The 13,294-nt window shown below is 56.3% G+C and carries 8 protein-coding genes; 6 read left to right on the top strand and 2 right to left on the bottom strand.

Annotation, left to right across the window (positions count from 1 at the left end):
- Positions 1 to 23: 23 nt before the first annotated feature.
- Positions 24 to 998, top strand: a complete 975-nt coding sequence (gene rluB, locus BKP64_RS06675; protein WP_070967627.1) for a 23S rRNA pseudouridine(2605) synthase RluB — start codon at positions 24 to 26, stop codon at positions 996 to 998.
- 3 nt (positions 999 to 1,001) lie between these two features.
- Here the strand turns inward: rluB and BKP64_RS06670 are convergent, their stop codons facing one another.
- Positions 1,002 to 1,928, bottom strand: coding sequence for a GGDEF domain-containing protein (locus tag BKP64_RS06670; RefSeq protein ID WP_070967623.1), 927 nt, complete (start codon positions 1,926 to 1,928; stop codon positions 1,002 to 1,004).
- 287 nt (positions 1,929 to 2,215) lie between these two features.
- Between BKP64_RS06670 and BKP64_RS06665 the strand changes: the two genes are divergently transcribed.
- The 5 genes from BKP64_RS06665 (at position 2,216) to BKP64_RS06645 (ending at position 12,623) form a co-directional block, all read left to right on the top strand.
- Complete coding sequence (locus tag BKP64_RS06665; RefSeq protein WP_070967620.1) at positions 2,216 to 2,899, top strand: GntR family transcriptional regulator; 684 nt, start codon at positions 2,216 to 2,218, stop codon at positions 2,897 to 2,899.
- A gap of 1 nt (position 2,900) precedes the next feature.
- Entirely contained in the window at positions 2,901 to 6,395 is a 3,495-nt protein-coding gene (gene smc, locus BKP64_RS06660) for a chromosome segregation protein SMC (protein ID WP_070967618.1), read from the top strand.
- Positions 6,396 to 6,521: 126 nt separating this feature from the next.
- On the top strand, positions 6,522 to 7,586 hold the full coding sequence (gene zipA / locus BKP64_RS06655) for a cell division protein ZipA (protein ID WP_070967616.1): 1,065 nt from the start codon (positions 6,522 to 6,524) through the stop codon (positions 7,584 to 7,586).
- 77 nt (positions 7,587 to 7,663) lie between these two features.
- On the top strand, positions 7,664 to 9,700 hold the full coding sequence (gene ligA, locus BKP64_RS06650; protein WP_070967613.1) for an NAD-dependent DNA ligase LigA: 2,037 nt from the start codon (positions 7,664 to 7,666) through the stop codon (positions 9,698 to 9,700).
- 190 nt (positions 9,701 to 9,890) lie between these two features.
- On the top strand, positions 9,891 to 12,623 hold the full coding sequence (locus tag BKP64_RS06645) for a hypothetical protein (RefSeq protein ID WP_070967610.1): 2,733 nt from the start codon (positions 9,891 to 9,893) through the stop codon (positions 12,621 to 12,623).
- Here BKP64_RS06645 and BKP64_RS06640 read toward each other — a convergent pair.
- Entirely contained in the window at positions 12,620 to 13,252 is a 633-nt protein-coding gene (locus tag BKP64_RS06640) for a CBS domain-containing protein (protein ID WP_070967608.1), read from the bottom strand. The two genes, BKP64_RS06645 and BKP64_RS06640, sit on opposite strands and share 4 nt — an antisense overlap.
- Positions 13,253 to 13,294: the final 42 nt, after the last annotated feature.

Genomic DNA, 13,294 nt, shown 5'->3' with positions numbered 1-13,294 from the left:
AGGCAGTTATTAAGGATTGATTCATGGCGTCAGAACGCCCGAGACGGGCCGCGAAACCGGCCAGTGAAAAAGTAAAGCACGACGAGCCGGAGCGCATCCAGAAGCTTCTGGCGCGGGCAGGTATCGGATCTCGTCGTGAAATTGAGGGCTGGATGGAGGCTGGTCGGCTGATTGTTAACGGCCAGCCAGCGGCCCCTGGCCAGAAAGCAACCGTCGAAGACCGCTTTGAGCTTGACGGCAAGCGCCTGGATGTTTCCGGAGCTGCAGAAGTTCTTCGCCGGGTATTGATTTACAACAAGCCTGAAGGTGAGGTGACCACCCGCAAGGATCCGGAAGGTCGCCCAACCGTGTTTGACCGGCTCCCCCGACTGAAGGACCATCGCTGGATTTCTATTGGCCGCCTGGATATCAATACGACGGGGCTCGTTCTGTTCACCACTGATGGCGAGCTGGCGAATCGCCTGATGCACCCTTCCAGCCAGATTGACCGGGAATACGCTGTGCGGATTTTCGGGGAAGTTGACGATGCCATGATCGGGCGATTGATGGAGGGGGTGTTGCTTGAAGATGGCATTGCAAAGTTCACCGACCTTTCGCCGGCTGGCGGAAGTGGAATCAATCGGTGGTTTCACGTGACGCTGCTTGAGGGGCGGAATCGTGAAGTGCGCCGCCTGTGGGAATCCCAGGGAGTGAGAGTCAGCCGTCTGAAGCGTGTACGCTACGGCCCGGTCTTTCTTCCGAGCAGGCTGACGCTCGGAAAATGGGAAGAACTGGACCAGAAAGCAGTGGACCTGCTGAGTCGCACAGTGGGTCTGGCGGCAAAGGATATTCCCCAGAAAACGCCGGATGAGAAAGCGGCACAGGATCGTCAGCGTCGCAAGAGCCCCGGTCGCACGGGTAAAAAGCCGGGTGCGAAGCGCTGGCAGGTCAGTGATTCCGGTCCCGCGAAAACGTCTGGTAAGGGCAGTGGTACCCGAGGGCGATCTGCTCGTAAATAGTGTTCAGTTGATTGTTGGAAAGACCCGGGTACAGTCCCGACCCTGACTTTTTGCTCGGTAAAGCGCTTCATCTGCCCGGGCAAGCCACTGCTCGGGTGACTCCCCCTCGCTGTGCAGGGCGACCCCGCAACTCGCGGTAATCGAAAGCCGGGTTCCGCCGCAATCTATCTCAAGGCCGCTGACCGCCTTGCGGATCCTGTCACCGACGTCTTTGGCATTCTCATCACTGGTGTGGGGCAACAGAACGGCAAACTCCTCACCGCCGAACCGGTAGACACTGTCCGAGGTTCGCAGGGCGCGTTCAACCGCCTCTGCCGCAAGCTGCAGCAGGTGGTCGCCAACGACGTGGCCATGTTTGTCATTGACCGCCTTGAAATGGTCCAGGTCACAAAGAATCAGTGAGTAGTCCTGGTGATGGCGGTCCGCAAGCTGGCCAGCGCGCTCCAGGGCTTCGTCCATGGCTCGCTTGTTGGGGATACCGGTCAGGGAGTCTGTGAGTGCGGCCTGCTCAATGGCAATATACTGGCAGGCATTGCGCAACGGGCAAATTGCAGCGCTGATGATCATCTCCACACCCTGCAATTCCTCTTCGGAAAACTTCTTTCGCCGATGCAGTGTCAGTGTTCCGAAACTGGCGCCTTCGAGATTCAGGCGGTATTCGCAACGATGCGGGCCGCCCATACCGGTCGCGAAGACAAAGTCCCTACGGGCAATCCGGTGGCGGTAATTGAACGAATCGAAGGGAACTATAGCGCCAAGTTCTTCCGCGAGGATACCTAGCTGGTTTTCCAGTGAGAGCGTCGTAGACAAGCGACGCGTGAGTCTGGTGAGTACATCCGGCGCGTTGTTCCAGTCCTGGTGGGCCTGCCTCAAAGCGGCCAGCTTCTGGTGCTGGCTACTGGATCGCTGGATGGACGGTATATGTTTCACTATGGCTCACTCTGTCGCTTAAGTTTACAGTGATTTCCTGTTCAAAAGCATAAACCATGCCGCAAAAATAAAAATTCAATAAAACAGTTAGATGAGAGCTTTTTCTGGTATTACATGGTGAGCTCGCAGGGTGTTTAGGAGGTCGGCGCCAAAAAACCGGCAGGCCATTGCCGGGTCAGGTTATGACCGGGACCAAAATGTCGGACAAGGGGATGGGGCTCGCCCATGCCTGTGGTAAACTCGTGCGCTTATGATTTTGCCCTCTGCGGAAGTGAGCGACTAATTCTATGAGGTTTCAGGCCCCGGAAAGTCTGTCTGAACAAATTGCCCAACATATTGGGCAGCGGATCATCACACGAGACCTTCGACCCGGAGAGCGTATCCAGGAGCTCAAGGTTTCCGGTGAGCTCAACGTCAGTCGGGGCTCTGTGCGCGAGGCCCTCCTGATTCTTGAACGACGCCATCTGATTGAGATATTCCCCCGCCGGGGCGCCGTTGTGTCTGGCCTTACTCCTGAAACTGTCAACAGCCTTTATGATATTTACATAGACTTGCTGTGCATGCTCGGGCGCAAAATGCTGGAACGCTGGTCTGGCAAGGAACTAGGCGGTGTAATGGGGCAGGTGCAGGAACTCCAGGCGGTAATTGATGCGCTGAATTCCTCCGGTGCCGATGCTGCCGAACAAGTCATCGATGCCGGCTTTGGCGTCATGCGGTATGCCTATGGACTGGTGGAAAACCCCTTCCTTGAGGAAACCCTCGAGAATTTCCGGCCAGCCATCAGCCGGACTTATTTTGTTGCCCTTGAACACTTCCGGGAAGAAATCAGCGAAACAGCAATGTTTTTCCGGCAACTGGCTGAAGCTGCTGTCAGCGACGATGCTGAAAAACTGCAGGCGGTCATTCAGGCATTCGGCGAGCACCAGCGAGAGCAGGTTCTGACCATACTCAGGGATGAGGAGAGCGCCTGATATGCGGCTGAAGTCCATCAAACTGTCCGGATTCAAGTCATTCGTTGATCCGACGACCGTACCGTTCCCGTCGAACCTGACAGCGGTAATCGGGCCGAATGGTTGTGGAAAGTCGAATATTATCGACGCGGTTCGCTGGGTAATGGGTGAGAGCTCCGCGAAATACCTTCGGGGTGAGTCCATGACCGACGTTATCTTCAATGGCTCCAGTGCCCGAAAGCCTGTTGGCCAGGCTTCTATTGAGCTCGTATTTGATAACAGTGATGGATCGGCTCCCGGAGAATTCGTCAGGTTCAACGAAATTTCGGTCCGTCGTCGGGTTTCCCGTGAAGGCCAATCGGAATATTTCCTGAATGGCTCAAAATGCCGGCGGCGGGATATCACTGACCTGTTTCTTGGCACTGGCCTTGGCCCCCGCAGCTACGCGATTATTGAACAGGGAATGATTTCTCGGCTGATTGAAGCAAAGCCGGAAGAGCTGCGCGTTTATATTGAAGAAGCGGCTGGCATTTCCAAATACAAGGAACGGCGCCGTGAAACTGAAAACCGCATTCGGCGAACCCAGGAAAATCTTGAACGCCTGACGGATCTCCGCGAAGAGCTGGGGCGTCAGCTTCAGCATCTTGAACGTCAGGCGGCCGCGGCAGAAAAGTACAAGACCTACAAACAGGAAGAACGCCAGAAAAAAGCCGAGTTGACGGTTCTGCGCTGGCAGTCCCTTGATAATGACCTGCAGACGTGGCGGGGAAGAATCCGTGATACCGAGCTTGAGCTGGAAAAAAATCTGACTGAACGGGTCAGCCTTGAAACCGCTATGGAATCGCTTCGGGACAGCCACCAGGATCGAACAGAACACTTTAATCGTGCCCAGGCCCGATACTACGAGGCCGGTGCTGATATTGCACGTATCGAACAAAGCCTGGAACACCAGCGAGAACGCAGTCGCCAGACTGCAACCGAGCTTGATCAGGCCATAGGAAATCAGCGCGAGCTCGCCAGGGAGCTGGAGCAGGACGAGGAGAAACTTGCGGGGATTCAGGAAGAGTTGGATATGCTGGAGCCGGAGCAGGAAGCCTTGGCTGCCCGGTCCGAAGATTCTGGCGAGAAACTGCAAATGGCCGAAGAGGCCATGAGCGACTGGCAGCAGAAATGGGAAGATTTCAGCAGCCGTTCTTCGGATGCCCGCCGTCAGGCGGAACTGGCACAATCGCGGATTCGCTCTCTGGAAGATGCGATTGAGCAGCTTCGTAACCGACATCGTAAGCTGGAGGAAGAGCAGAATCTGCTGGAAGGCCAGATGGACCGCGCTGAACTTGAAGAGCTGCTGGAGCAGCAGGAAACGCTCGAGCTCCAGAGAGAGGAAGCGGCGGAGCGTATAGCTGCGGTTCAGGATGAGCAGTACGAAGCCCGGCAGAACCTCCGTGAAGCTGAGCAGATTGTCGGGGAGGAACGCCAGAAAGTACAGAACCTCCGTGCTGCGCTGGAATCCCAGCAAGCGTTGCTGGACGAGCAAATGGGCGGGCAGGATGACGCCCTGCAGAATTGGCTGGCTGAGCATGGGTTGACCGACTCACCGCGGATTGCGAGCCAGTTGCGCATAGAGAGTGGCTGGGAATTTGCTGTTGAGCAAGTAATTGGGCGATTTACCCATGGCCTAGCCCTGCCTGGAATCGATTCTATCCGCGATGCCATGAATGGCGCGCCAAAAGGCCTGGCGGTAGTGAATTCCTTCGCGAATACGACCACCAGCGCAGGTGGGCTTGAAGCCAAGGTTTCCGGTGTGCCCGCAGTCGCTTCTCTTCTCACTGGCATAATGACTGCAGACACCCTGACGGAAGCACTTGCGCTGCGCGACGGTCTTAAGGCCGGTGAGACGGCCATTACACCGGGTGGGGTCTGGGTTTCCCGTGACTGGGTCCTGATGCCGGACTCCGATGCAGGGCAGGTAGGTGTGATTGAGCGCCAGAAGAAAGTGACGGAGCTGGCCGAGCAGTTGGGGCAAGCGGAAGACGCCCTGGAGATTGCAAACGAACGTCTTGAACTTTTGCAGGAACGATCGGAAAGAGTGGAGTCTGCCCGCGATGAAGCCCAGGGAACCCTGAGTGAAGTCGAACGGAACCTTGCGCAGCTGTCTTCCAGAGTCAGTGGTTTGCGGGCCCGTGCCGAACAGATTGACGCGCGGTTACAGCGTATCAGCGATGACTTGTCCGACGTGTCGCTAAATCTTGAAGATCAGCAGGAAAGCCTCCTTGCGGTGCGCGAAGAATGGCAACAGGCGTTGGCATCGACCGAAGACAGCGACGAAGAGAAAGAGCGCTTGCTGGAGCAACGTGACAGCCTCAGAGAAAATCTGGACCGGCTTCGCCAGGACGCACGCCATGACCGGGATCATGCGCACCAGTTGCAGCTTCAGTTGCAGTCCCTGAACAGCCAGCGGGAAGGGTTGAAACAGACGATTGGGCGGATGCAGCTTCAGAAGGAACGGTTGGAAGAACGGCTGGAAATTCTCAGGGAAAGCCGGGAGAGTGCAGAAGAGCCGATTGAAGATCTCCAGATGCAACTGGAGGGGCTGTTGGAACGGCGACTGGCTGAAGAGGAAAAGCTGGGTTCCGCCCGTGACGCTCTTGAAGAGATTGATCGGGAGGTCCGGGAAAAGGAACAAGGCCGCAGTCGTATAGATCACCAGATACAAGACGTGCGCTCAAAACTGGAAAAGCTGAAAATGGAGTCCCAGGCGCTGGAAATTCGCTCTGGCAATCACGTTGAACAGCTCAAGGAGCTGGATGTGAAACTCCAGGAAGTGCTGGAGCAGTTACCCGAGGATGCTAACGAGGAAGGCTGGGCTGACGAGTTGGAGAAAATTGGCAATCGGATTCAGCGGCTGGGGGCGATTAACCTCGCGGCGATTGAAGAATACCAGGTTCAGAGTGAGCGAAAGACGTACCTTGATACTCAGCACGAAGACCTGATGGAGGCGCTGGAAACCCTGGATAACGCCATTCGCAAAATCGACCGTGAGACGCGTCAGCGGTTCAAGGAGACGTTCGATAAGGTTAATGGGGGACTCCAGGCTCTGTTCCCGAAGGTGTTCGGAGGCGGTAACGCCTACCTTGAGTTGACCAGTGAAGATTTGCTGGAAACCGGCGTAGCGATCATGGCCAGGCCTCCGGGGAAGAAGAACAGCACGATTCACTTGCTCTCCGGTGGTGAAAAGGCGCTGACGGCCATCGCTCTGGTTTTTTCGATCTTTCAGCTTAATCCTGCTCCATTCTGCATGCTGGACGAGGTGGATGCGCCACTGGACGATGCAAACGTGAGCCGTTATGCCAATATGGTCAAGGAAATGTCCAAGCAGGTTCAGTTTATCTACATCACCCACAACAAGATCGCGATGGAAATGGCGGACCAGCTCATGGGGGTTACCATGCACGAGCCGGGCTGTTCGCGTCTGGTATCGGTGGATGTTGAAGAGGCGGCGGCTCTGGCTGAGGCCTGAGAGCCGCCTGAATATAATATCGACAAGGATGACAATAACGCCATCTGTTGCGGTGCGCGTTGTATTCATTACGGGCTTTTCTTAGAGTAACAACGTTACGGAATCTGCAAACAGGACAGCAGCACTATGTCACTTAGGGAATGGTTAATTGCCATCGGTACCCTGGTTATCATCGGCATTGTCGTCGACGGAATACGCCGTGTGCGGCGCGCACGTAAGGAATCAATGGCGATTTCCTCCGGTATGGGGGCTGATGAACTGGAAGAATCGCCTCTGGACGACGAATTTAACCCGGAGCTTCCCAACGGTGGTGCCCGAACAATTTCCAGGGACACTCTCGAAGAGCGTGGGTATGTAAAGCGGGAAAAGTCGGACCGTTTCGGAACGCCCAAGCCCAAGCCCACCCGGCCAGTCACGGCATCGACCAGTGGTCGTGAAAAACTGCCCGAAGAGCCTGAGGAAGAGGCACTGGAGTCCGGCTTTTCCTCGCGGGACGAACGTGATCCCGAACCCGATGAAGGCTGGGGAGCAGCCGATGATGAAGTGCCCGGTGATGATGATATCGTCGGTGAGCCGCGAGTGGTCCGTGAGGATATTCCGGACACCCCTGAGCCTGCGTCAGCTGCCCCGGAAGTAACCGGGAAAGATCGCGAGCCGCTACCGCCGACAGTCACCACAGAGGTCGAGGAAGATACGGCCCGTCGGGAACCGGTAAGTCGCAACAGCAGGCAACCTCTGGCCGGTGCCAACCGTCCGGAAGCCCGGGAAGTTGTCGTTATTAACGTGCTGGCCCGCAACGGCGAGGATTTCAGGGGGCCTGCGTTAAAGGACCTCTTTGAAGCCTGTGGACTCGAACATGGCGACATGGACATCTACCATCGTCATGAAGCTGCAGACACTACCAGTCCTGTCCAGTTCAGTGTTGCCAATGCGGTGGAACCGGGTACGTTCAAGCCATCGGATATCGAGTCGCTGACAACGCCCGGAATCAGTTTTTTCATGAGCATGCCGGGGCCGTCCAACGCGCTCCAGGCTTTTGATTTCATGCTGGAGACAGCCCAGTGCGTGGTGCGCAACCTCGGTGGCGAGTTGAAAGACGAGCGTCGGAGCGTGATGACGCCCCAAACCATTGAGCATTGTCGCCAGCGGATTCGCGAATTTGAGCGTAAACAGCGGTCCCAGCGGGTTTGATCCCAGGGTGAATGAAAGATTAACAATGCCCGGATGATGAGTCCGGGCATTTTTTTGACAGGTGAGAGCGCGAATTCATGAGCAAAGCCACGCCCGACGTTATTCAGCGTGTTGAGGAACTCCGGTCAGCGGTCGACGATCACAACTATCGTTATTATGTACTGGACGATCCGCAAGTGCCGGATTCTGAGTACGACCGCCTGTTCCGGGAACTCCAGAAACTGGAAGCAGAGTACCCTGAACTGGCTTCCGATGACTCTCCCACTCGCCGGGTGGGTAGCAGCGCGGAAACGAGCTTCGAGGAAGTGGTTCACCGCTTACCGATGCTTTCTCTGGATAATGCTTTCAGCGAGGAAGAACTCCGGGATTTCGACCGCCGGATTCGGGATCGGCTGGGCTCAGGCGATGATATCGAGTATGTGTGCGAACCCAAACTGGATGGCCTGGCGGTGAGTCTGCATTATGAAAACGGCTCGCTGACCGTTGCGGCTACCCGTGGTGATGGGTACTCGGGCGAAGATATAACCGCCAACATCCGAACGATCCCCTCGGTCCCGCTCAAACTTCGTGGCAAGGATGTGCCAGAGCTTGTTGAGGTGAGGGGAGAGGTTTATATGCCGAAGGCGGGGTTTGAAAAACTCAACCGGCGTTTGGCGGACCAGGGTGAAAAGACCTTTGTCAATCCCCGGAACGCGGCAGCAGGCAGCCTGCGGCAGAAAAAGTCCACAGTCACAGCCCGGCGTCCACTGGAAATGTGTGCTTACAGTGTTGCTGTGACGGATGAAAGCCAACTGCCCGAGACCCATTTTGATGGTCTTCAGATGGTGAAGCGCTGGGGTTTCAGGATCAATCCGGAGATGCGGAAGGCGAAGGGCGTTGAAGAGTGCCTGACTGCCTATAACCAGCTAATGGAAAAGCGCGAATCTCTGCCCTATGAAATCGACGGCATTGTCTTCAAGGTGAACCGCCTGTCTCTTCAGCAGCGACTGGGCTTTGTGTCGCGGGCTCCGCGTTGGGCAATCGCCCAAAAGTTTCCTGCCCAGGAAGAACTCACGGTCATTGAGGATGTTGAGTTTCAGGTTGGTCGTACCGGCGCAGTGACGCCCGTGGCCCGTCTCAAGCCGGTATTTGTCGGTGGTGTAACCGTCAGTAATGCCACGCTTCATAATATGGATGAGATTCGCCGGCTGGATGTCCGTATTGGCGATACGGTGTTCATCCGGCGGGCGGGGGACGTCATTCCTCAGGTGGTCAAGGTGGTGACCGAGAAGCGTCCCGACGATGCCAGGGCGGTGGAGCTTCCGGAAAAGTGCCCGGTATGTGATTCCGATGTTGTTCAGATTGAGGGAGAGGCCGTTGCCCGCTGCTCCGGCGGGCTGTTCTGCCCCGCCCAGAGAAAGGAAGCTATCCGCCACTATGCGTCCCGCAAAGCCATGGACATTGAGGGTCTGGGGGACAAGTGGATAGATATTCTGGTCGACCGTGGGCTGGTTGAAACGGTCGCTGACCTGTACCACCTGAAAAAAGACGACCTGACCGGTCTTGAGAGAATGGGGGAGAAATCGGCATCCAATCTCGTAGGGGCCATCGACAACGCCCGAAACCCGGTGCTGTGGCGTTTTCTCTATGCCCTGGGTATCAGGGAGGTGGGCGAGGCAACGGCCAAGGGGCTGGCGGCTCACTTTGGCACTCTTGAGGCCATTGCCGGGGCGGATGAAGAGGCCCTACAAACAGTTCCGGATGTTGGCCCGATTGTGGCGGGACATATCCGCAGTTTTTTCGACCAGTCGCACAACAAGGAGACCCTTGATGCCCTGCGACAGGCCGGGGTGGTGTGGCAGGAAGAAGAGATTGTCGAGGGTGAGAAGCCCCTGCAAGGGCAGACCTGGGTCCTCACCGGAGCACTGTCTGCCATGACCCGTGATGAGGCGAAAGAAAGGCTTGAGCAGCTTGGTGCCAAGGTTGCGGGTAGTGTTTCAAAAAAGACGGCGTGCGTGGTTGCCGGTGAGGCGGCCGGCTCCAAGCTGGCCAAGGCAGAGCAGCTTGAGATTCCCGTTCTGGATGAAGCCGGTCTCTTGGATTTTCTCAAACAGCATGGTTTCGGCGCTCCGTAACACGCTATAAACCCGCCCATCGTGCCACTTGCGCAAGGGGACGTGCTGGCGGGTGAATCTGAGAACTCGCGCAGATCGCCTTTCATGTAAATTGGCTACCATGACGTTGTTCTGTAACGGTGTGTAAATCGACTGGCTCGCTCGCCGGTCGGCACTGCCATAAAAACAACGTTTTAAAGCGGACTTTTTCATGCGCGCCGATTTAATTTCCCGCACTGTCTCCGTCACTCGGCTGACCACCGTGGTGCTGATCGCCCTGTCTGTTGTCGCCTGTAAAACCGAGAAGGATCCCGATCAGCCCACCGTTCTTGGTATACCTCCTGCCACGGCTTATCTTGGGGTGGAATATTATTACAATTTTGGCGCCTTCGGCGGCGAGGATATCCTGGATTACTCCCTGACCAACGCGCCCTCGTGGCTGGCATTGGAGGATATCAACAACAAGGCGCGGCAAGGGGTAATCATGCGTGGTGTTCCGGGACTGTCAGGCGGCAATCTTGGAGATGCTGACCTGGGCAGGGAGGAAGACATCAATCTGGTGACCACGGACGGCCGTATGGCCGGTGTTCAGCCATTCGATATCACCGTGAAATACAATCCTTTGTCTCTGGAGGCCGACTCTTACACCGAAGGTGAGATACTGACTCTCGATGAGAGCCGGCGTGAGCATTGCGCTCAGCCTGACCTCGCAACCGCGGGTGAGCACAGTTTTACCATTAACGAGTACAACGATGATGGCTCGGTATCGACCACCGCGAATATTACCATTCCGACCCGCCCGATTGCCGTAAAAGTTATCCTTGATCAGCCCTCTGTGACACGGGTGGCTGTTGCATTTGAACTGGCCTCCGAATACGACGCGTCAAATTGTGACCCTGGCTTCAGTGCGCCCCACCAGCGGTGCGATTCCAGCGATGCCAACGCCGGCGATGCGATTATCGGACAGGATCTGGTAGCGTTCGGTTCTGGTAGTGACGGACTTCTTGAGAACCTTGATTACATCACTTACCAGCAGGACGAAGAGGGCGTCTTCACCGGCGGTGTGGTCACTTTTGAACCCGGGATTACCGAGTGTTACATCCGGCTGGAAGTGGCCGATGACAGCTTCCCCGAGCCGTCTGAGTCTGCCCGGCTCAGACTGACTGAAGTGCGTTCCGGACTGGCGGGCCTCGGGGAGAGCAACAACGGGGTGCGCGCCAACATTGTGGTGGACGACGATGAGCCTGTATTGACCCTCGAAACGACCATCGGAGGGGATCGTGACACGATGAATGTTGGTGAGGTCAGAGAATACGCAGCGATACTCACCGGGGACAGGGAGAGCGAGATCCGTGCAAAGCTGGGTCACTCTGAGGACTCTACCGCAAGACTGGGAACAGAGTTCGTCACCGAGCGCTGGGAAAACGGGAGCTGGGTCGAAAGTGACGAGCTCGTTTTTCCTGTAGATGTCAACGAAGTTCCCTTTCGGATCCGGGTTCCAGCCGGTACTTATACCAACCTGGCCCTGGATGATCGTTTTATTCTTTTGGGGCTGAATGAGTCGTATCAGGCCGGCCGTGAGAACTTCGCCCGGGCGGCGGATGAGAATCTTCTTCGAGTCAGTCTCAATGAATTGACAGCCCCGCTTGTTCTGAACCCATCGGACGGTTTCGTTCCTACCGATCTGGCACTTGCTCATTCCGGGCGGACCTTTGTTGCAGGTTATGACAGCCTGGATAACGATCGGGTACTGGTCAGAATATACGATCAGAAAGGTACACAGTCGCAGGAAATTGCTGTTTCCGGAGCCGGCGACAGCCTGGTTCAGCCGTTCCCGGCAATCACTACTGTTCAACGCAAGGTCTCGGAAGGTACGACCAAGGTCGACCGTTTCGAGTTTGCAGTGGCCTACGACACCGATGCGCCCGTTGCCGGAACCTCAGCAATGGGCGGGCAGGACATTCTGATATCGCGGTATTGGTACGATTCGGCCAGCAATGGCGGGGAGTACGTTAAGAGCTGGACGACCCGGACCGGCACCGCCAATGATGATATTGTCCGGTCTGTCGCGATGAATGCGGAAAACGGATACGTGCTGATCGCCGGAGAAACAGATGGCGCCTGGCCCGAACAGGTTCCTGCAGGGGGAGTTGACAGCTTCCTTCAGCGTATTGATGTCGAGGTGGACGGCAGTAACGAGATTCCAAAGGTGGCCTGGACCCGCCAGATCGGTTCACCGGAGGATGATTCAGTAGCCGGAGGCAGTGCCTTGCCACTCTCACCGATACTGTTCGGCTCGGCGCAAGGTTCCGTCAACGGCGAGACCGTAATTGGAGGTGTGGACGCCTTCTTTTACGGTGCTTCTGGCAGCATTGGTGATGTAAATGTCTATCAGGTCGGAACCGAGGGCGATGAGAGGGTCACCGAAGGGACTCATGCAAACAATATTCTGTGGTTGATCGGTAACGGTGATGGCGCCTACTCGGTTGTGGAGAACGGCGATGAAGACAACACACTGGAGAGAAACCAGCTGACGAGTCCGGCAGGTTTCCTGCTCGGCTACTCAACTGATGGCGTTGTCAGCCGGGCCTATACTTTAAACGATGCCAATGATCAGGCCGGCGACCGTTTTGCAGCCTTGTCGGAGTTTGGCAGCGATATGGTTGTGGCAGGTGCGAGCGATGGCAATTTCAGTGGCGAGGCTATTGTTACCGGTCAGGAGCAGGGAGTTGTTGCTCGTGTATCTCTGGTGAAGGACGATGAAACTCAGGAGGAGAGTCCGTTCAAAAATGAGTGGCGGTTCCAGTTGAATGCTGATGACTCGGAAATTGTGGTGCTGGATAACTATCGGGACGACGAAATTCTGGCCCTGACCCGCCATGGCCAGGAATGGCTCTTGTTAGTACTCAGCCCTGAAGGAAGACTGTTAACATCGCTGAACTAGACGATTCCTTCGTGACGACCTGCACTGGCATAGAGTCGGAGGTAGTCGGTGCTAGTGACTATACCTGCAGGCTGTCCGGAGCTATCGATCACCAGGGCGGCGTTGAGCTGGTGTGCCAACAGCAGTCTCGCCAGCTGGTGCGCGTCGGTTTCCGGAGACGTGGTCAGGAAGGCTGGTAGTTCAATGTGAACAAGACTCTGGTTCAGGCCGCTTACCTGTTGTTTGTGAAGCCATGCCAGAAACCAGCGCCGATCCACGAGCCCGGCAACGTTGTTGTCAGCCGTAATGACAATGTGCTGCACACCGTGCTCATCCATCGTGGTCAGGGCGTCAGAAACGGTTGCCGAGGCAGCAAGGCTGTACAGGGTGGGAGAACAAATCCTGGAAACTGGCAAATAGGGGCGTTGCTCTTTCGGCTCTCCGGCTGCAGCCTCACCATACTCCTCAAGTGCCCTGTGGCGGCCGGACTGCGCTGCTTGCTGGAACTCGGCGTCCGTAGCGTCGCTGTGGCTGGTGCTGATAGGGTGGCTTTCTGTCAGCTCTGTGACGTCCCCGACACGCCGCCCCCGAAAAGCTTCCGGTAGCCGGGTACCTACTGGCCTCCCGGGTTCACTGACAAAAATAGACATGAGTCCTGCTCCCAATTCCCTGGTTAATTCTTTAACGGCTGA

It is taken from the genome of Marinobacter salinus (assembly GCF_001854125.1).
GTDB lineage: Bacteria > Pseudomonadota > Gammaproteobacteria > Pseudomonadales > Oleiphilaceae > Marinobacter > Marinobacter salinus.
This window is presented reverse-complemented; position numbering and strand designations above follow the sequence as displayed.